Raw genomic sequence first — 17876 nt, 5'->3', positions numbered from 1 at the left:
CCTGCCAGCCGGGAAGCATCTGGGCCTTTTAGCGCGCTATCTCGCTGCCATCTGACGCTATCCCATTATTTTTCCTGCGTGTTTTGACTTTTTTTTGTCTACCGATATAATCGGCGCTTCATGGTTAGGAGAGAGATATGTTCAGAAGCAACCTTGAAGAAAAACTGTATAAAACGGGTTTTTCTGCTGAGGAAATAGGGAAGCTGCGCGCTAATGCGGAAAATCATTCTACTTCGCTGGAAATCGTACTGGCTGATTTGTCTAAAATTTTCCGTTCCCGCATCTATATTTGCATCGCACTGGTCATTATCTGGATGCTCTCCGTCATCTTTCAGGGGACGCAGCGCGCTCTGCCGCTTGGCGCTTCAATGTTAATAGCGCTTGGTTTAATCGCCTGGTTTACGCCGATAAAGCTCTCGTGGAAATCCTGGCTTTATCAGCGCAGCGTCAAAAAGGCGGCAGGCAAAACCAATTAGGTGTTAACGCGAGCAGGTGGCGCCAGACATAATATCAAGAACACTTTTGCCCTTAAGACCCAGGCTGATGTTCTTTTGTAATCGCTTTGTCTGGCTCAGCTTGTCATAGTTGCGGTAAAAATCTTCGCGCAGTGAATAGAACAGACGCCAGGATTCTTTTTTCTTGATAAGGCCATAAACGCTAAAGGCATTAGCCGCCAGATCAACGGTGTTATAGACGGCTAATCCAGAACAGCGTTCAAATCCCATTGCCTCCGCGCCGCCCATATAGGCATCAGCCAGAAACCCTTCTGTCGTTTTGTTGTCGGTGAACAGGCGCTCGATCTCTTTATCGATCCCGTTAATCCCGTTAACCACCAGAATCCCGCCGGCAACCACGCCGACAGGCGACAGGGTACCGACCAGCAACGCGCCGCCTACGACCTGCGAGGCGGAAGTGGCGATATGAACCCCTGTTATCACGTAGCCTTTGATCTGCTGCTGATGGTCGCGAACAAAATCAATGACTGCGAACACTTTCGCTTTACCAGTTGTCAGTAGCCTGTCCTGGATATGTAGATCGTTTATTTCCGATTTTAAAGCTTCGAGGTAGTTCATGCTTTCAGCGGCGGTTTGCGCCCGGCTGATTAGATTGAGATGCTGTTCGGCGAAGCTTTTTGTATCGCTAATGAATTTATGCAGCGTAGGGCCGTAGTTCAGATGGCGTGAAGATATGGTGTGCGCTAGCTGGTTTAATTTGGCGATTTCATTGCGGGCCATTGCTATATAGCCAGCCTTCTCGGCGGTATTATTAATTAATGAACTCATTTTCCTGTCCTTAAAAAAACGATAAGTGATTTTAATGGTTTTGATCGTTTTAACAACCACTTAATCGTCCCGCTTTTGGCTGCGCAAGCCCCTTTAACATCAGCGCAGCCGATCTCCTTTGACTCCCCCGTAAGCCAGAGTTAAATCCTGCTGACGTGGATTGATACCATACGGCGCTGAACGCCCTGCCAGCGCGCAGACGGATGTACAGGGAGAAAGCGCCTGGCAGGGCACTTTCAGCACATGGAGCGAAACGCAGAAGCAGAGCCGCATACCGCTTAAGGGCGCGCAAATAATATCTGGAGTGTTATCGCTTGCCGCGCTTTATCGAGGCTGACCAACTGAAATCAGCCACCTCACTTTCGGCCAGCGAAGAGGGTTTCTTTTTACGCACTGGTTTTTTAGCCGCCAGCGCTTTTTCCTTCTCATTATTTTGCTTGATGGTCATGACCATTTGCCTGGCTTCGGCGGTAAATTCTTTCTCTTTTTTACCGTCTGGCTCTTTACCAGTACGAAGTTTATATTTCTGCACCAGCCCCCTGAACGTTTCCTCTATAACGGCTCGCTCATTCGCATTAAACTGATCGATGGAAATCATTTTTTTGTCGTTCATGGGATACTTTCCTGATAGTGAACTCACTCACCAGGATAGAGGATGCCTGACCTGAGAACAATGAATCTATGCGAAAGGGGGTAACTAAGGTGAAGAGCGCCTGATAACGCTAATCATTTTTGACTCGATCCTGCCCGGCGGTGTTAAATTCCCGTTGGCTCCAGGCGGGCCGATAACAAAGATAATTCTCTTACGCGCGGCTTGCGCCTTGACTCTGACGAGCACAGCTATGTTTTTCTCTTTCTTAACACGACTGCTGATAATGACGGCGGTGACAGGCAGCTATGCGCTGGCCGCCGATCTGCCGGATATTAACGGGGCGATCCTGACGCCGCCTGCCGAACAGTTCTCGAGGATGCCCTCCGCCTCTGATGCGCAGGCACAGCCGTCTGCGTCTGGGATGCCTTCATCAGAAATGGCCGCCACAGAAACACAACCGTCAGTGGCGGAAACGCCTGATGCTGCGCCATCAGTAACGATCTCTGACGCGCCATCGCCGCCTGCGCCCGCAGAGGGCGAAGGGATAAAGCAGGATCAGGTTATCACTACGGTGTTGCAGGCAATCCGCCAGCATAAGTTGACGCCGCTTGCCAGCGACTGCCTGAGCATGAGCTTCGTCGATGACAGCGACGATCCGGCAAACTATCTGATCGACGTGCGGGAAAACCGTCATAACCCGTCCTGCGGCGGCGATCCTGAGACCGCGCCGCATCTGTTTTTCTTTAAGGCGAGTAAAAAGGACGGCGCATTACAGACCGACGCGGGCGTAGAGCCTGATGATTTTTATCCACTGGAAAACAGCGAGCAGCCTGCCATCGCTGCGCTGACGGCGGCCGATTTCGTCATCCAGGTCAACAGTACCACGCTGGCTTTAGGACAGCCCTGGAATGAGGATGTGATGATGAGCCTGCCGCCGGAACGTACGCAGCAGGCGCAAAATCCGGCGCCGGACGCGGAGGTGCCTTATCGTTATTACCAGCATCGCTATGACGTGCTGGCGCTGACGGTCTCCAATGAAGGTTGGGATCGGCAGCAGCGTAGCGCCGACGATAACTATCTGGGGCAGATTACGCTGCTCGACGCCACGCTGGAGACGCATCGCGGCGCGCGCGTCGGCATGACGGTTGCCGAGCTGGAGCAAAAATATGGCCCTGGCGAGGCGGACGAGCGCAACGGCGAAAGCTGGCTCATCTGGCAGCAGGATGAAAAGGTTATCTCCGCGCGTATCGGCAACGGTCTGGTGACGCAAATAACGCTGAGCCAGTTGCAGCACGCCGCAGACGCGCAGGGATAAGCGCGCACTGAAACGGCCTGACGAGATGATGGAAAAAGTTAGCGGGAAAGCGCACAGCGCGCGCGATTTCGGCCTGCTTTTTTTATGTACTTAAGGTAAGCTATGCGGCCTCATTGTCTGACTTTTCAACATTGTTACACGGGGCCGGCACCAATGTAGACCACTACGCTTTTTAGCAGCGTTCATCTGACAGCACAGCGCCTCTCAGGTTAACTGCATGGTTCTGGCTCCGGGCCCGTCAGTGGGCCCTCGTGAATTAACGGCTGTGTCGCCTGCTATTACGCCGCGCCACGGCATCAACAGAAGAATTCCGATGTCTAATACCCCATTTTTGCAAGAAGTGTCGCGTCGTCGCACCTTCGCTATTATTTCTCACCCTGACGCCGGTAAGACCACCATTACCGAAAAAGTCCTGCTGTTCGGACAGGCGATTCAAACCGCCGGTACGGTAAAAGGCCGCGGCTCCAACCAGCATGCTAAATCGGACTGGATGGAGATGGAAAAACAGCGTGGTATCTCCATCACCACCTCGGTTATGCAGTTCCCGTACCGCGACAGCCTGGTGAATCTGCTGGATACCCCCGGACACGAAGACTTCTCCGAGGATACCTATCGCACCCTGACCGCCGTCGACTGCTGTCTGATGGTGATCGACGCGGCGAAAGGCGTTGAGGATCGCACTCGTAAGCTGATGGAGGTCACCCGTCTGCGCGATACGCCGATCCTGACCTTTATGAATAAGCTGGACCGCGATATTCGCGATCCGATGGAGCTGCTGGACGAAGTCGAGAATGAGCTGAAGATCGCCTGCGCGCCGATCACCTGGCCTATCGGCTGCGGCAAGCTGTTCAAAGGCGTTTATCATCTTTATAACGATGAAACCTACCTGTACCAGTCAGGCAAAGGCCACACCATTCAGGAAGTACGCATCGTTAAAGGGCTGGATAACCCGGAGCTGGATCAGGCGGTCGGCGAGGATCTGGCGGCGCAGCTGCGCGACGAGCTGGAGCTGGTGAAAGGCGCTTCTCACGAGTTCGAGCAGGACGCGTTCCTGCAGGGCGAACTGACGCCGGTCTTCTTCGGCACCGCGCTCGGCAACTTCGGCGTCGATCATATGCTGGATGGATTGGTCTCCTGGGCGCCGGCGCCGATGCCGCGTCAGACCGATACCCGCACCGTTGAAGCAAGCGAAGAGAAGTTCTCCGGCTTTGTGTTTAAAATCCAGGCCAACATGGACCCGAAACACCGCGACCGCGTCGCTTTTATGCGTGTGGTCTCCGGTAAATATGAAAAGGGCATGAAGCTGCGTCAGGTGCGTATCGGCAAAGATGTGGTGATCTCCGACGCGCTGACCTTTATGGCGGGCGACCGTTCGCACGTGGAAGAAGCTTATCCGGGCGATATCATCGGCCTGCATAACCACGGCACCATTCAGATCGGCGATACCTTTACTCAGGGCGAAAATATGAAGTTCACCGGTATTCCGAACTTCGCGCCGGAACTGTTCCGCCGTATTCGTCTGCGCGATCCGCTGAAGCAGAAACAGCTGCTGAAAGGGTTGGTGCAGCTGTCGGAAGAGGGCGCGGTGCAGGTGTTCCGTCCCATCGCCAACAATGACTTGATCGTCGGCGCCGTCGGCGTGCTGCAGTTTGACGTGGTCGTGGCGCGCCTGAAAAGCGAGTACAACGTGGAAGCGATCTATGAATCGGTCAACGTGTCGACAGCGCGCTGGGTAGAATGCAACGATGCGAAGAAATTCGACGAGTTCCAGCGTAAAAACGAGATTAACCTGGCGCTGGACGGCGGCGATAACCTGACCTACATCGCGCCGACCATGGTTAACCTGAACCTGACGCAGGAACGTTATCCTGACGTGGTGTTCCGCAAAACGCGCGAACACTAAAAAGCGGCGCGCCCTTCAGCGGCGCGCGCTTCAGGCCTTGCGGAGCCAGCGTTGCGCTCCGCAGGCGCCTTTTCAGTACCATCGCACACTGTTCTTTCCCGCTTACAGACTCCTCTTAAAAACACCATAAAAACGCCTTCTTACCTGTTTTTTAACCAGAAAAACGAGACGAATGGCGATCCTTGTCTATGCTTAGTTTGTCGGACGCAAAAAGCGGCGGTGACATCACCCCGGCGTTCTTTTCGGCGACATCGTGGTTTGTTGTCGCCACGCTTACGGTTGTGAGTGGAATAACGGATAGAAGGAAGATATCGATGAACAAGACTAAGATTACTAAGACTCTGATGGCTGTGATGGTGGGTTCTGCGCTGCTGAGCGGCTCTGCGCTGGCGGACGAATCCGTATCACAGAAAACGCAGAATACGGCGGATAGCGCAGGGTCCAAAATCGATAGTTCTATGAAAAAAGTCGATGGTTTTATGGATGACAGCGGCATCACTGCCAAAGCGAAAGCGGCGCTGGTAGATGATGAAACGATTAAAAGTACGGATATCTCAGTAGAGACCGAGAAGGGCGTCGTTACCCTGAGCGGTTTCGTGGCTTCTCAGGACCAGGCGGAAAAAGCGGTGGCTCTGGTGAAGAAAGTTGAGGGCGTTAAATCCGTCAATGACAAACTACACGTTAAAGACAGCGAAAAACAGTCAGTTAGCGGTTATGCAGGTGATGCTGCAACGACCAGCGAAATTAAAGCTAAGCTATTAGCGGATGATATTGTGCCGTCCCGTAAAATTAAAGTTGAAACCACCAACGGTGTGGTCCAGCTTTCCGGTGCGGTAGAAAATCAGGCACAGTCTGAACGTGCTGAAAGTATCGCCAAAGCGATTGAAGGCGTGAAAAGCGTTAAAAATGACCTGCAGGTCAAAAAATAATGCTTTTCCGGCGCGGCCCTGACAGGCCGTGCCGTCGCTATCCCGTAAAAGAAGAACATTCATGGGGCTACCCCCTGAATTTGCTGAGTAAGCAGTTCGATTTTAACTATGGTAAAGGAGAGGCTTATGTTTCGTTGGGGTATTATATTTCTGGTAATCGCATTGATCGCAGCGGCATTAGGCTTCGGCGGTCTGGCTGGTACGGCCGCATGGGCAGCTAAGATTGTCTTCGTGGTTGGTATTATCCTGTTCCTCGTCAGCCTGTTTACCGGACGTAAACGTCCCTAGGTAAGCATGTCCTCGATGCTGAACAAAAAGATTCAGTGAATTAACGGAGGCCAGTCATGAATAGCGACATCGTTGCGGGCAAATGGAAACAATGGAAAGGCCAGATGGCGCTGATGTGGGCGGAATGGTTTGACAGCGATGACGCCTGGATGTCGGGAAATAATGACTGGCTCTCCGGAATTTTGCAGGAAGATTACGGCAGGGAGCAGCACGAGGCGACCACCGACAAACACCCACGCTGACTCAGGCTATGGGGATACGCATTCCGGTAACGCCTGGCAACATCGAGGCGTTAGCGCAACGTCCTTTCAAACCCGGCAAAATGGCGCTGGTGTGCGAAGGGGGCGGTCAACGCGGTATCTTTACCGCTGGCGTGCTGGATGAATTTCAGCGAGCCAGCTTTAATCCTTTTCAACTCTATTTAGGCACCTCCGCCGGCGCGCAAAATCTTTCCGCGTTTATCTGCGGCCAGCCAGGCTATGCCCGACGGGTCATCACCCGCTATACCACCAATAAACTCTTTTTCGATCCGCTCCGCTTTGCTCGCGGCGGGCATCTCATCGATCTCGACTGGCTAACCACCATTACCAGCCAGGAGCTGCCGCTGGCGATGGCGCAGGCGGAACAGCTGCTTGCCAGTGGCAGAGAATTCTATATGTGCGCCTGCCGCAGCGATGACTACACCGCCCACTATTTTGCCCCCGACAGCGCTAACTGGCTGGAGCTTATCAAAGCATCCAGCGCCATTCCGGGCTTTTACCGCAGCGGCATTGCGCTGAAAGAGGGCAGCTATCTCGATGGCGGCATTACCGACGCCATACCGGTGCGCGAGGCGGCGCGACGCGGCGCTAATACCATCGTGGTGATCCGCACGGTGCCTTCGCAGATGTTCTATACGCCGGGCTGGATCAAACGCATGGAGCGCTGGTTTAGCGGCAGCCCGTGGCTGAACCTGCTGCAACAGCATGAAAAAAGCTATTATGAGATTCAGCAGTTTATCGAGCATCCGCCCGGCGATCTGCGCATCATTGAAATCTATCCTCCGCGTCCGCTGGCCAGCAGTGCGTTAGGCAGTCGCCTCAGGGCGCTGAATCAGGATTACCATCTGGGACGGCGCTGCGGACGCTATTTCCTCGCCTCGCTGGGGCAGTGGCTGAGCCAGAATGATATGCTGACAAGCCGTCCGATTATCACCCCGCCGGCGCCGGTCGCGAACGAACCAGATAACGTTCCGATAAGTCTGGATGAAGTCGTGAAGAAAAACGCAGAGAATGACGCCGACTACGACAAAGGATCGCTGGCATGAGGTTTATTGATACCCACTGTCATTTTGATTTTCCGCCCTTTACCGATCGTGAGGCGGAAAGCCTGGCGCAGGCGGCACAGGCGGGCGTGGAGCGCATTATCGTGCCGGCAATTGACGCCACGCGTTTCGCGCGCGTTTTGCAGCTAAGCCGACAGCACCCGCCGCTTTATGCCGCGCTCGGTCTGCATCCCATTGTGATTGATCAACACAGCGATGCATCGCTGGAACAGCTGGAGCGGCATCTGCGTCAGCGGCCGGAAAAGCTGGTGGCGATCGGCGAGATCGGCCTCGATCTCTATATGGAAGATCCGCGCTTCGATCGTCAGCAACACTTTCTTGATGCGCAGCTGCGGCTGGCGCGCGATTACGATCTGCCGGTGATCCTCCATTCGCGTCGCACGCACGATAAGCTGGCGATGCATCTGCGGCGTATCGACGTGCCGCGCCGTGGCGTAGTGCACGGCTTTGCCGGCAGCCTGCAACAGGCGCAGGCGTTTATCGCCGCCGGTTACGCGATCGGCGTCGGCGGCACCATTACTTATCCGCGCGCCAGCAAGACGCGCCAGACGATCGCCCGACTGCCGCTCTCTTCGCTGCTGCTGGAAACCGATGCGCCCGATATGCCGCTTAACGGCTTTCAGGGCGAACCTAACCGGCCAGAACGCGTGCGTAACGTGTGGCAGACGCTGTGCGAGCTGCGGGAGGAGCCGCCGGAAGAGATTGCCGACACTATCGCCGCCAATAGTGCGCGCCTGTTCCAGCTGAGCTAACGGATCGGCAGGCCGCTCATCGGTTAAAAAGGGCAAATGTGATAATTCTCACATTTGCCCTTCTGCGTTATGATACGCGGATAAAGCGGTTCCGGTTGCGACCTGTCGCGCTTTTTTGTGACTAAAATCACAGTGAATGTAAATATGACGGTAACGTTCCTTAATTAATTGTGAGCTTACGCACAACAATGAGTCTGCCCGTGGTGTTAAAATCGTAACATCAAAGCGAAACAGCATCGCTGGCAAGGTGAGATGGATCTCAACCCTCTTCAAGGAACCAAGACCTCGTGTTGAGTCTTCCACTGGCGGAAGCTCACTGAATTTGTCTGGAGAGCATTATGACTGATGTAACCGCTGCCGCGCTGCGTGCGCTGAAACTGATGGATCTGACCACCCTTAACGACGATGACACCGATGCGAAAGTGATCGCGCTGTGCCATCAGGCAAAATCCCCGGCGGGCAATACGGCCGCAATCTGCATTTATCCACGTTTTATTCCGGTTGCGCGTAAAGCGCTGCGCGAGCAGGGCACGCCCGATATCCGTATCGCCACCGTCACCAATTTTCCGCACGGTAACGATGATATCGATATCGCGCTGGCGGAAACCCGCGCGGCGATCGCCTACGGCGCCGATGAAGTGGACGTGGTCTTCCCTTATCGTGCGCTGATGGCGGGCGACGCCGATACCGGCTTTAAGCTGGTGAAAGCGTGTAAAGAGGCTTGCGCGGCGGCTAACGTGTTGCTGAAAGTCATTATCGAAACCGGCGAGCTGAAAGAAGAAGCGCTGATCCGTCAGGCTTCTGAAATCGCTATCGATGCGGGCGCCGACTTTATCAAAACTTCTACCGGTAAAGTGCCGGTCAACGCCACGCCGGAAGTGGCGAAAATCATGATGGAAGTGATCCGCGATAAAGGCGTTAAAGATCGCGTAGGCTTTAAGCCTGCCGGCGGCGTGCGCACGGCGGAAGACGCCGCGCGCTATTTGCAGCTGGCCGACGATATTCTGGGCAGCGACTGGGCCGACGCGCGCCACTTCCGCTTTGGCGCCTCCAGCCTGCTGGCCAGCCTGCTAAACGCGGCGGGCTACCAGAGCACGAGCAGCGCCAGCAGCTACTGATTCTCCTTTCACAACAGCGGGCGTCCGCCGCCCGCTAAATATATCTGTTCTGCACAATTGGATCGGGACACCAGGCCTGACAGCGATCCGTTAAACAGGGGGTTACCTTGTTTCTACCACAAGAAATAATTCGAAAAAAACGTGACGGACACGCCCTGAGCGAAGAAGAGATCCGCTTCTTTATCAACGGCGTGCGTGATAACACCGTGTCGGAAGGGCAGATCGCCGCGCTGGCGATGACCATCTTTTTCCACGATATGACTCTGTCGGAACGGGTGGCGCTGACCATGGCGATGCGCGATTCCGGCACGGTGCTGAACTGGCAGGCGCTGAACCTGAACGGCCCGGTAGTGGATAAGCATTCTACCGGCGGCGTGGGCGACGTGACCTCGCTGATGCTCGGTCCAATGGTGGCCGCCTGTGGCGGCTACGTGCCGATGATCTCCGGGCGCGGGCTGGGTCATACCGGCGGTACGCTCGATAAGCTGGAGGCGATACCTGGCTTCGATATTTTCCCCAGCGATACACGCTTCCGCGAGATGATTAAGCAGAATGGCGTCGCCATTATCGGCCAGACGAATTCGCTGGCGCCGGCAGATAAACGCTTTTACGCCACGCGCGACATTACCGCCACCGTCGATTCGATTCCCCTGATCACCGCCTCGATTCTGGCGAAGAAGCTGGCCGAAGGGCTGGATGCGCTGGTGATGGACGTGAAGGTGGGATCGGGCGCCTTTATGCCGACCTTTGAACTTTCCGAACAGCTGGCGCAGGCGATCGTCGGCGTCGCCAACGGCGCGGGCTGCAAAACCACGGCGCTGTTGACCGATATGAATCAGGTGCTAGCCTCCAGCGCCGGCAACGCGCTGGAAGTGCGCGAAGCGGTACAGTTCCTGACCGGCAGCTACCGCAATCCGCGCCTGCTGGAAGTGACCATGGCGTTGTGCAGTGAAATGCTGCTTTCCGGCGGGCTGGCGAAAGATGACGCCGAGGCGCGGCAGAAACTGCAACAGGTGCTGGATAACGGTCGCGCGGCGGACATCTTCGCCCGTATGGTCGCGGCGCAGAGCGGACCCAACGATTTTATTGAACAGATTGACCGCTATCTGCCAGCGCCGATGCTGAGTAAAGCGGTTTACGCCGACGCGCCCGGCATCGTCACCGCGATGGATACGCGCGCGCTTGGTATGGCGGTCGTGGCGTTAGGCGGCGGCCGTCGCCGCGCCAGCGACGCCATCGATTACAGCGTCGGCTTTAGCGAAATGGCGCAGCTGGGCGATCGCGTGGATGGCGAACGGCCGCTGGCGGTGATTCATGCCGACAGCGAAGAGCGCTGGCAGGAAGCGGCGCAGGCGGTGAAGGCCGCCGTTACGCTCGGCGATCAACCGCCTGCCGCCACGCCGGTTATCTATCGCCGCATCGGCTAAAGGGGCTGGCTGCGAGACGCTGGCGGGAAAGCGCATGCGCAAGTCGCAGGCGCTAAAAATGCCGGAAAGGGCGCGGCTGGCTTGAAGTATGACCGGGATAGCCGTCATACTGTTCTGATCGCTTTTTTATATTTTCTCATCGCGCTAAGGCGCAGGAGAGTCACATGAAACGTGTATTTATCATGGTGCTGGACTCCTTCGGGATCGGCGCCAGTAAAGACGCTGAAAAATTCGGCGATACCGGTTCAGATACGCTGGGCCATATCGCTAAAGCCTGCTTTAACGGCGAGGCTGACCAGGGGCGCAAAGGCCCGCTGCATCTGCCGAATCTGACGGCGTTGGGATTGGGAAAAGCGGCGGAAGCCTCTACCGGCACCTTCCCGCCGGGCCTGGACCCGAACGCGAAAATTATCGGCGCATACGCCTACGCCAGCGAGCTATCGTCAGGCAAAGATACGCCGTCAGGCCACTGGGAAATCGCCGGCGTGCCGGTGCTGTTTGACTGGGGCTACTTCAGCGACACCGAAAACAGTTTCCCGCAGGAACTGCTGGATAAGCTGGTGGAGCGCGCCGATCTGCCGGGCTATCTCGGCAACTGCCATTCATCCGGCACGGTGATTCTGGATAAGCTCGGCGAGGAGCATATGAAAACCGGCAAGCCGATTTTCTACACCTCCGCCGACTCGGTATTCCAGATCGCCTGCCATGAAGAGACCTTCGGCCTGCAACGCCTGTATGATCTGTGCGAGATTGCCCGCGAGGAGCTGGATAAAGGCGACTACAACATCGGCCGCGTAATTGCGCGTCCATTCGTGGGCGATAAAGCAGGCAACTTCCAGCGTACCGGCAACCGTCACGATCTGGCCGTTGAGCCGCCATCGCCGACCATCCTGAAAAAACTGGTGGAAGAGAAGCAGGGCGAGGTGATCTCCGTTGGTAAAATCGCAGATATCTACGCGCACGTCGGCATCACTAAAAAAGTGAAGGCGACGGGTCTGGACGCGCTGTTCGATGCGACGGTGAAAGAGATGGCGGAAGCGCCGGACAATTCCATCGTCTTCACCAACTTTGTGGACTTTGATTCCACCTGGGGCCACCGCCGCGACGTGGCCGGTTACGCTGGCGGCCTGGAGCTGTTTGACCGTCGTCTGCCGGAGCTGATGGCGCTGGTGAAAGAGGGCGACATCCTGATCCTCACCGCCGACCACGGCTGCGACCCAACCTGGCACGGCACCGATCATACCCGCGAACATATTCCGGTGCTGATCTACGGACCAGGCGTTAAACCGGGCTTCCTCGGCTACCGCGAAACCTTCGCGGATATCGGTCAGACGGTAGCGAAATACTTCGGTCTTTCCGATATGGAATATGGCAAAAGCATGCTGTAATACGCGGCTTTCACTTTAACGCCAGCCTGCGGGCTGGCGTGTTTTATTTTTTCAAGGAATAACGACAATGGCTACGCCTCATATTAATGCTGAAATGGGTGATTTCGCGGACGTGGTTCTGATGCCGGGCGATCCGCTGCGCGCTAAGCATATCGCGGAAACCTTTCTGGAAGATGCGGTTGAAGTGAACAACGTGCGCGGCATGCTGGGCTATACCGGCACTTATAAAGGCCGTCGCATCTCTGTGATGGGTCATGGCATGGGCATTCCTTCCTGCTCCATCTATGCAAAAGAACTGATCACCGAATTTGGCGTGAAGAAGATCATTCGCGTCGGCTCCTGCGGCGCGGTGCGCGCCGATGTGAAACTGCGCGACGTAGTGATCGGCATGGGCGCCTGCACTGATTCTAAAGTGAACCGTATGCGCTTTAAGGATCACGATTTCGCGGCCATCGCCGATTTCGAAATGGTGCGCAATGCGGCGGACGCGGCAAAAGCGCTGGGCATCGAGGCGCGCGTGGGCAACATTTTCTCCGCTGACCTGTTCTATACGCCGGACCCGCAAATGTTCGACGTGATGGAGAAGTACGGCATCCTCGGCGTGGAGATGGAAGCGGCGGGCATCTATGGCGTGGCGGCGGAGTTCGGCGCGAAAGCGTTGACCATCTGCACCGTTTCCGACCATATCCGTACGCACGAGCAAACCACGGCGGCGGAGCGTCAGACCACCTTCAGCGACATGATCAAAATCGCGCTGGAGTCGGTGCTGCTGGGCGACAAAGCCTGATAAACCCACCGGGCGAGCCTCGCTCGTCCGGTTATCTTTTCTGTTCTTCGCGTGTTGCCGCCTTTTATTCCTGACACACCTTTTCGCTACGACTTTTCCGTTAAGGGCGTCTCATCCTGCTCGTCGTCATCTTCTTTTACCGGCGTGCTGGCGGTCAACAGGAAGGGAGATTGCTGCCAGCGGGTGCGGCGATCGCGCAGCAGCGTGCGGGTGAGGATAATGCCGATAGCCAGCGCCAGCAGCATCATCAGGCGCAAGATATTGGTGGTGTTGTCCACCTGCTTGGCTTCGGTGACTAATACGTGGGTATCGAGTGTCACGCGCAGAAAGCCCTGCGGGCCGTCGCTGTTCGCGAGCGGCTGCACCAGCTGATGGTTAAAATAGCTGCCCGCGCGTTTGCCATCCAGCGCCAGGCGATCGCGCACGCTGATGCCTTCGCCGCTGCGCGCCACTAACGAGCCTTCGCTGTCGTAAACCGAGGCGTCAAGGATGCGGCTGTTTTCCGTTATCTGCTTCAGGATGGCGACAATCTGCGCGCGATTTTCATCCTCGTTATCCATCAACGGCGTCAGCGTAAAGGCGACCTGACGGGTCAGGGTGCGCGCCAGATCTTCAACCTGCTCGGAGCGCGCCATCTGGTGCCCCAGGCTGAACCAGGAAGCGCCCTGCATCAGCACAACCAGCAGCGTAAGAGAGATCAGCACAATAACCGTGCGGTGCAGACGAAATTTGAGCCGGGATTTAGCCATTTCCAACCTTACTTCCTGAACAACAGAGGGGAGCCTGTTTTTGCGACTTTATGTTGCCAGAAGCGCGGCTGACAAGGTAGCCTCTTGCGAGGTTTTCTCTACAGGCTGTGGCCCGGCACGGATGTCAACAGAACGTCCTCTGATGGCGGCAGCCGATCATCTTCCCGACAGGAGCTGTAATGCCTAATCGTTTGACCTGGTGCGACCTGCCTACCGACGTTTCTCTCTGGCCAGGCCTGCCTCTTTCACTGAGCGGCGATGAAGTGATGCCGCTGGACTATCGCGCCGGGCGTACCGGTTGGCTGCTTTACGGGCACCAGCTTGATAAGGAGCGCCTGACGGCGTATCAACACCAGCTGGGAGCGGCGATGGTGATTGTCAGCGCCTGGTGCGTTGATGATTATCAGGTGATCCGCCTGGCGGGCTCGCTGACGCCGCGCGCCACCCGGCTCGCTCACGAGATGGGGCTGGACGTGGCGCCGCTGGGGAAAATCCCGCACCTGAAAACGCCGGGCCTGCTGGTGATGGATATGGACTCGACGGCGATTCAGATCGAATGCATTGATGAAATCGCGCGTCTGGCGGGATGCGGCGAGCAGGTGGCCGAAGTAACCGAGCGGGCGATGCGCGGCGAGCTGGATTTCACCGCCAGCCTGCGTCAGCGCGTGGCGACGCTGAAAGGCGCCGACGCCAATATTCTTAAACAGGTGCGCGACGCGCTGCCGCTGATGCCGGGCTTATGCACGCTGGTGCAGAAGCTGCAGGCGCTGGGCTGGCAGGTGGCGATCGCTTCCGGCGGCTTCACCTTTTTCGCCGAATACCTGCGCGACAGGCTGCATCTGGCGGCGATTGTCGCCAACGAGCTGGAAATCCGCGACGGCCTGCTGACCGGCGAAGTCATCGGTCCGGTGGTCGATGCGCAATATAAGGCGACGACGCTGGCGAAGCTGGCGCAGCGTTACGCTATTCCTGTTGAACAAACGGTGGCGATTGGCGACGGCGCCAACGATCTGCCAATGATTAAGGCGTCGGGGTTAGGCATCGCCTACCACGCCAAGCCGAAAGTAAACGAACAAACCGAAGTGACGATTCGGCATGCCGATCTGATGGGCGTCTTCTGCATCCTCAGCGGCAGCCTGAATCACGAGACCCGATAATCGAGGAGTTGAGTTGGCCAAAGCGGTAAAACGTGCCTTCGTCTGCAATGAATGTGGCGCAGACTATCCGCGTTGGCAGGGGCAATGCAGCGCCTGCCACGCCTGGAACACTATCACCGAAGTGAGGCTTGCGGCCTCGCCTGCGGCGGCGCGCAATGAGCGTCTTTCCGGCTATGCCGGCACCGCTGGCGCCAGCCGCGTGCAGAAGCTGTCGGAAATCAGTCTGGAGGCGCTGCCGCGCTTCTCCACCGGCTTTAAAGAGTTCGACCGCGTGCTGGGCGGCGGCGTGGTGCCGGGCAGCGCTATTCTGATCGGCGGCAGTCCGGGCGCCGGTAAAAGTACCCTGCTGCTGCAAACCCTCTGTAAGCTGTCGGTGGATATGAAAACGCTTTACGTCACCGGCGAAGAGTCGTTACAGCAGGTGGCGATGCGCGCGCATCGCCTCGGCCTGCCGACCGATAACCTGAATATGCTGTCGGAAACCAGCATCGAGCAGATCTGCCTGATCGCCGAGCAGGAGCAGCCGAAACTGATGGTGATCGACTCCATTCAGGTCATGCATATGGCGGAGATTCAGTCTTCGCCAGGCAGCGTAGCGCAGGTGCGTGAAACCGCCGCTTATCTGACGCGCTTCGCCAAGACGCGCGGCGTGGCGATTATTATGGTCGGCCACGTCACCAAAGATGGCTCGCTGGCCGGTCCGAAAGTGCTGGAGCACTGTATTGACTGCTCCGTGCTGCTGGACGGCGACGCCGATTCCCGTTTCCGCACGCTGCGCAGCCATAAAAACCGCTTCGGCGCGGTGAATGAGCTGGGCGTATTCGCCATGACCGAGCAGGGGATGCGCGAAGTCAGCAACCCGTCGGCCATCTTCCTGTCGCGCGGCGACGAGGTGACTGCCGGCAGCTCGGTAATGGTGGTCTGGGAAGGCACCCGGCCGCTGCTGGTGGAGATTCAGGCGCTGGTGGACCACTCGATGATGGCCAACCCGCGCCGCGTCGCGGTCGGGCTGGAGCAGAATCGTCTGGCGATTCTGCTGGCGGTGCTGCATCGTCACGGCGGCCTGCAAATGGCGGATCAGGATGTGTTCGTCAACGTGGTGGGCGGGGTGAAGGTCACCGAAACCAGCGCCGACCTGGCGCTGATGCTGGCGATGGTCTCCAGTCTGCGCGATCGACCGCTGCCGCAGGATTTGGTTATTTTTGGCGAAGTCGGGCTGGCAGGCGAGATCCGCCCGGTGCCGAGCGGACAGGAGCGTATCTCTGAAGCGGCCAAGCATGGCTTCCAACGCGCGATCGTTCCTGCGGCTAATGCGCCGAAGAAAGTGCCAGCGAATATGAAGGTTTACCCGGTGAAAAAGCTGGCTGACGCGCTGGCGATTCTGGATGAGTTATAATTTTCACCGCAGGGATTAACCTGTCGTTGGGGTGGGCCTTAGCCCACCCCTTTTTGCAGGAGGCATTATGTCATCATTTGAATATCTGAAAACCGCCATTCGTCAGCAGGGGCACACGCTACAGCAGGTAGCGGACGCCAGCGGCATGACGAAGGGCTATCTGAGCCAGCTGCTCAACGCCAAAATTAAAAGCCCCAGCGCGCAAAAGCTGGAAGCGCTGCACCGCTTTCTGGGACTGGCCTTTCCGCGTCGTGAGAAGCGGGTCGGCGTGGTCTTCGGCAAGTTCTATCCTCTGCACACCGGGCATATTTATCTGATTCAGCGCGCCTGCAGCCAGGTCGACGAATTGCATATTATTATGGGCCACGATGAGCCGCGCGATCGTCAGCTGTTTGAAAACAGCGCCATGTCGCAGCAGCCGACCGTCAGCGATCGCCTGCGCTGGCTGTTGCAGACGTTTAAGTATCAAAAAAACATCCGCATCCATGCGTTTAACGAAGAAGGCATGGAGCCTTATCCGCACGGCTGGGATGTCTGGAGTGCAGGCATGACCGCCTTTATGGCGGAAAAGGGCATCGAACCGAACTGCGTCTATACCAGCGAAGAACTGGACGCGCCGCAGTATCGTCAGCATCTCGGCATTGAGACGATAGTCATCGATCCCAGACGTTCCTTTATGAATATCAGCGGTGCGCAAATTCGCCAGAACCCTTTCCGCTATTGGGAATATATTCCTACTGAAGTTAAGCCGTTTTTCGTGCGCACCGTAGCGATACTTGGCGGCGAATCAAGCGGCAAATCGGTGCTGGTGAACAAGCTGGCCAATATCTTCAATACCACCAGCGCCTGGGAGTATGGCCGCGACTATGTTTTTTCCCACCTGGGCGGCGATGAGATGGCGCTACAATATTCGGATTATGACAAGATCGCGCTGGGCCACGCGCAGTATATCGATTTCGCGGTGAAGTACGCCAATAAGGTGGCGTTTATCGATACGGACTTTGTTACCACGCAGGCGTTCTGCAAAAAATATGAAGGGCGCGAACACCCCTTTGTTCAGGCGCTGATCGACGAATATCGTTTCGATCTGGTGATCCTGCTGGAGAACAATGTTCCCTGGGTAGCGGACGGTTTACGCAGTCTCGGCAGCTCGGTCGATCGGCGCGAGTTTCAGGATCTCTTAATAAAAATGTTGAATGAAAATCAGATAAAATATGAACACGTAACAGAAGACAGTTACGATGAGCGTTTTCTGCGCTGTGTGGAACTGGTAAGAAACATGCTAGAAAACGGTAAGTAAACGGTTTTTCAGGCTGGCCGTAGAGGAATACTGCCAGCGCTGGTTTTTAATTCGGAATGTTCTCATTGTTATTTACCCTCCTGTAATTCAGCTTAATAGTTTAGTTTTCAAAATAGATTTTCGGCTTTTTCGGTTTAATTTTTTTCAGGAAAAAGAGGCCTGTTTCAC

At 56.3% G+C, this 17876-nt stretch carries 18 protein-coding genes; 15 read left to right on the top strand and 3 right to left on the bottom strand.

The genetic code is table 11. From position 1 onward, the window contains the following. Positions 1 to 137: 137 nt before the first annotated feature. Positions 138 to 476, top strand: coding sequence for a hypothetical protein (locus MYY08_RS06110; RefSeq protein ID WP_038628466.1), 339 nt, complete (start codon positions 138 to 140; stop codon positions 474 to 476). A 3-nt stretch (positions 477 to 479) separates the two neighbouring features. Here MYY08_RS06110 and MYY08_RS06105 read toward each other — a convergent pair whose 3' ends face one another. Further along, complete coding sequence (locus MYY08_RS06105) at positions 480 to 1283, bottom strand: DUF4225 domain-containing protein (protein ID WP_133052043.1); 804 nt, start codon at positions 1281 to 1283, stop codon at positions 480 to 482. A gap of 307 nt (positions 1284 to 1590) precedes the next feature. Beyond that, positions 1591 to 1896: a hypothetical protein gene (locus MYY08_RS06100; protein ID WP_038628465.1), complete on the bottom strand. Its 306-nt coding sequence runs from the start codon at positions 1894 to 1896 to the stop codon at positions 1591 to 1593. A gap of 262 nt (positions 1897 to 2158) precedes the next feature. Between MYY08_RS06100 and MYY08_RS06095 the strand changes: the two genes are divergently transcribed. From MYY08_RS06095 to deoD, 11 genes are all read left to right on the top strand, one after another. Next, positions 2159 to 3190 (top strand): SPOR domain-containing protein, encoded by a 1032-nt coding sequence (locus tag MYY08_RS06095; RefSeq protein ID WP_133052042.1) that lies wholly within the window; start codon positions 2159 to 2161, stop codon positions 3188 to 3190. A 313-nt stretch (positions 3191 to 3503) separates the two neighbouring features. Then, entirely contained in the window at positions 3504 to 5093 is a 1590-nt protein-coding gene (prfC, locus tag MYY08_RS06090) for a peptide chain release factor 3 (protein ID WP_038628460.1), read from the top strand. A gap of 314 nt (positions 5094 to 5407) precedes the next feature. Then, positions 5408 to 6022, top strand: coding sequence for a molecular chaperone OsmY (osmY, locus tag MYY08_RS06085; protein WP_038628458.1), 615 nt, complete (start codon positions 5408 to 5410; stop codon positions 6020 to 6022). A gap of 126 nt (positions 6023 to 6148) precedes the next feature. After that, a complete protein-coding gene (locus tag MYY08_RS06080) occupies positions 6149 to 6310 on the top strand; it encodes a DUF1328 domain-containing protein (protein ID WP_071883711.1) in 162 nt (53 codons plus the stop codon). 56 nt (positions 6311 to 6366) lie between these two features. Then, complete coding sequence (locus MYY08_RS06075) at positions 6367 to 6552, top strand: CsbD family protein (RefSeq protein WP_038628457.1); 186 nt, start codon at positions 6367 to 6369, stop codon at positions 6550 to 6552. Between the two features lie 8 nt (positions 6553 to 6560). Then, positions 6561 to 7616, top strand: a complete 1056-nt coding sequence (locus tag MYY08_RS06070) for a patatin-like phospholipase family protein (RefSeq protein ID WP_159378718.1) — start codon at positions 6561 to 6563, stop codon at positions 7614 to 7616. Continuing rightward, complete coding sequence (locus tag MYY08_RS06065; protein WP_038628452.1) at positions 7613 to 8386, top strand: TatD family hydrolase; 774 nt, start codon at positions 7613 to 7615, stop codon at positions 8384 to 8386. Before MYY08_RS06070 ends, MYY08_RS06065 begins: the two co-directional genes overlap by 4 nt. A 338-nt stretch (positions 8387 to 8724) precedes the next feature. Continuing rightward, entirely contained in the window at positions 8725 to 9504 is a 780-nt protein-coding gene (gene deoC, locus MYY08_RS06060) for a deoxyribose-phosphate aldolase (RefSeq protein ID WP_038628450.1), read from the top strand. Between the two features lie 107 nt (positions 9505 to 9611). Continuing rightward, positions 9612 to 10931 carry a thymidine phosphorylase gene (gene deoA, locus MYY08_RS06055; RefSeq protein ID WP_038628448.1) on the top strand — a complete coding sequence of 440 codons (1320 nt, stop codon included), beginning with the start codon at positions 9612 to 9614 and terminating at the stop codon, positions 10929 to 10931. Between the two features lie 164 nt (positions 10932 to 11095). Further along, positions 11096 to 12319: a phosphopentomutase gene (gene deoB / locus MYY08_RS06050; protein ID WP_038628446.1), complete on the top strand. Its 1224-nt coding sequence runs from the start codon at positions 11096 to 11098 to the stop codon at positions 12317 to 12319. 67 nt (positions 12320 to 12386) lie between these two features. Beyond that, positions 12387 to 13106: a purine-nucleoside phosphorylase gene (deoD, locus tag MYY08_RS06045; RefSeq protein WP_038628443.1), complete on the top strand. Its 720-nt coding sequence runs from the start codon at positions 12387 to 12389 to the stop codon at positions 13104 to 13106. An 86-nt stretch (positions 13107 to 13192) separates the two neighbouring features. Here the strand turns inward: deoD and MYY08_RS06040 are convergent, their stop codons facing one another. Then, the gene (locus tag MYY08_RS06040; RefSeq protein WP_038628442.1) at positions 13193 to 13855 is read right to left on the bottom strand and encodes a YtjB family periplasmic protein; all 663 of its coding nucleotides are present in this window, start codon (positions 13853 to 13855) and stop codon (positions 13193 to 13195) included. A gap of 179 nt (positions 13856 to 14034) precedes the next feature. On the opposite strand from MYY08_RS06040, the gene serB reads away from it, so the two are divergent. The 3 genes from serB to nadR all read left to right on the top strand — a co-directional run bounded on the left by serB (position 14035) and on the right by nadR (position 17708). Further along, positions 14035 to 15012, top strand: coding sequence for a phosphoserine phosphatase (gene serB / locus MYY08_RS06035; RefSeq protein ID WP_038628440.1), 978 nt, complete (start codon positions 14035 to 14037; stop codon positions 15010 to 15012). Positions 15013 to 15025: 13 nt separating this feature from the next. Then, on the top strand, positions 15026 to 16408 hold the full coding sequence (gene radA, locus MYY08_RS06030; protein ID WP_084970036.1) for a DNA repair protein RadA: 1383 nt from the start codon (positions 15026 to 15028) through the stop codon (positions 16406 to 16408). A 67-nt stretch (positions 16409 to 16475) separates the two neighbouring features. Continuing rightward, positions 16476 to 17708 carry a multifunctional transcriptional regulator/nicotinamide-nucleotide adenylyltransferase/ribosylnicotinamide kinase NadR gene (nadR, locus tag MYY08_RS06025; RefSeq protein ID WP_038628437.1) on the top strand — a complete coding sequence of 411 codons (1233 nt, stop codon included), beginning with the start codon at positions 16476 to 16478 and terminating at the stop codon, positions 17706 to 17708. Positions 17709 to 17876: the final 168 nt, after the last annotated feature.

Source organism: Mixta sp., assembly GCF_024610815.1.
Lineage (GTDB): Bacteria > Pseudomonadota > Gammaproteobacteria > Enterobacterales > Enterobacteriaceae > Mixta > Mixta calida.
This window is presented reverse-complemented; position numbering and strand designations above follow the sequence as displayed.

Bases quoted from the DNA above. Each gene is read 5' to 3' on its own strand.
- MYY08_RS06110 (WP_038628466.1), top strand. From the start codon at position 138: ATGTTCAGAAGCAACCTTGAAGAAAAACTGTATAAAACGGGTTTTTCT.
- nadR (WP_038628437.1), top strand. From the start codon at position 16,476: ATGTCATCATTTGAATATCTGAAAACCGCCATTCGTCAGCAGGGGCAC.
- MYY08_RS06100 (WP_038628465.1), bottom strand. From the start codon at position 1,896: ATGAACGACAAAAAAATGATTTCCATCGATCAGTTTAATGCGAATGAG.
- MYY08_RS06095 (WP_133052042.1), top strand. From the start codon at position 2,159: ATGACGGCGGTGACAGGCAGCTATGCGCTGGCCGCCGATCTGCCGGAT.
- deoD (WP_038628443.1), top strand. From the start codon at position 12,387: ATGGCTACGCCTCATATTAATGCTGAAATGGGTGATTTCGCGGACGTG.
- MYY08_RS06080 (WP_071883711.1), top strand. From the start codon at position 6,149: ATGTTTCGTTGGGGTATTATATTTCTGGTAATCGCATTGATCGCAGCG.
- MYY08_RS06065 (WP_038628452.1), top strand. From the start codon at position 7,613: ATGAGGTTTATTGATACCCACTGTCATTTTGATTTTCCGCCCTTTACC.
- prfC (WP_038628460.1), top strand. From the start codon at position 3,504: ATGTCTAATACCCCATTTTTGCAAGAAGTGTCGCGTCGTCGCACCTTC.
- MYY08_RS06105 (WP_133052043.1), bottom strand. From the start codon at position 1,283: ATGAGTTCATTAATTAATAATACCGCCGAGAAGGCTGGCTATATAGCA.
- osmY (WP_038628458.1), top strand. From the start codon at position 5,408: ATGAACAAGACTAAGATTACTAAGACTCTGATGGCTGTGATGGTGGGT.
- MYY08_RS06040 (WP_038628442.1), bottom strand. From the start codon at position 13,855: ATGGCTAAATCCCGGCTCAAATTTCGTCTGCACCGCACGGTTATTGTG.
- MYY08_RS06075 (WP_038628457.1), top strand. From the start codon at position 6,367: ATGAATAGCGACATCGTTGCGGGCAAATGGAAACAATGGAAAGGCCAG.
- deoB (WP_038628446.1), top strand. From the start codon at position 11,096: ATGAAACGTGTATTTATCATGGTGCTGGACTCCTTCGGGATCGGCGCC.
- deoC (WP_038628450.1), top strand. From the start codon at position 8,725: ATGACTGATGTAACCGCTGCCGCGCTGCGTGCGCTGAAACTGATGGAT.
- serB (WP_038628440.1), top strand. From the start codon at position 14,035: ATGCCTAATCGTTTGACCTGGTGCGACCTGCCTACCGACGTTTCTCTC.
- MYY08_RS06070 (WP_159378718.1), top strand. From the start codon at position 6,561: ATGGGGATACGCATTCCGGTAACGCCTGGCAACATCGAGGCGTTAGCG.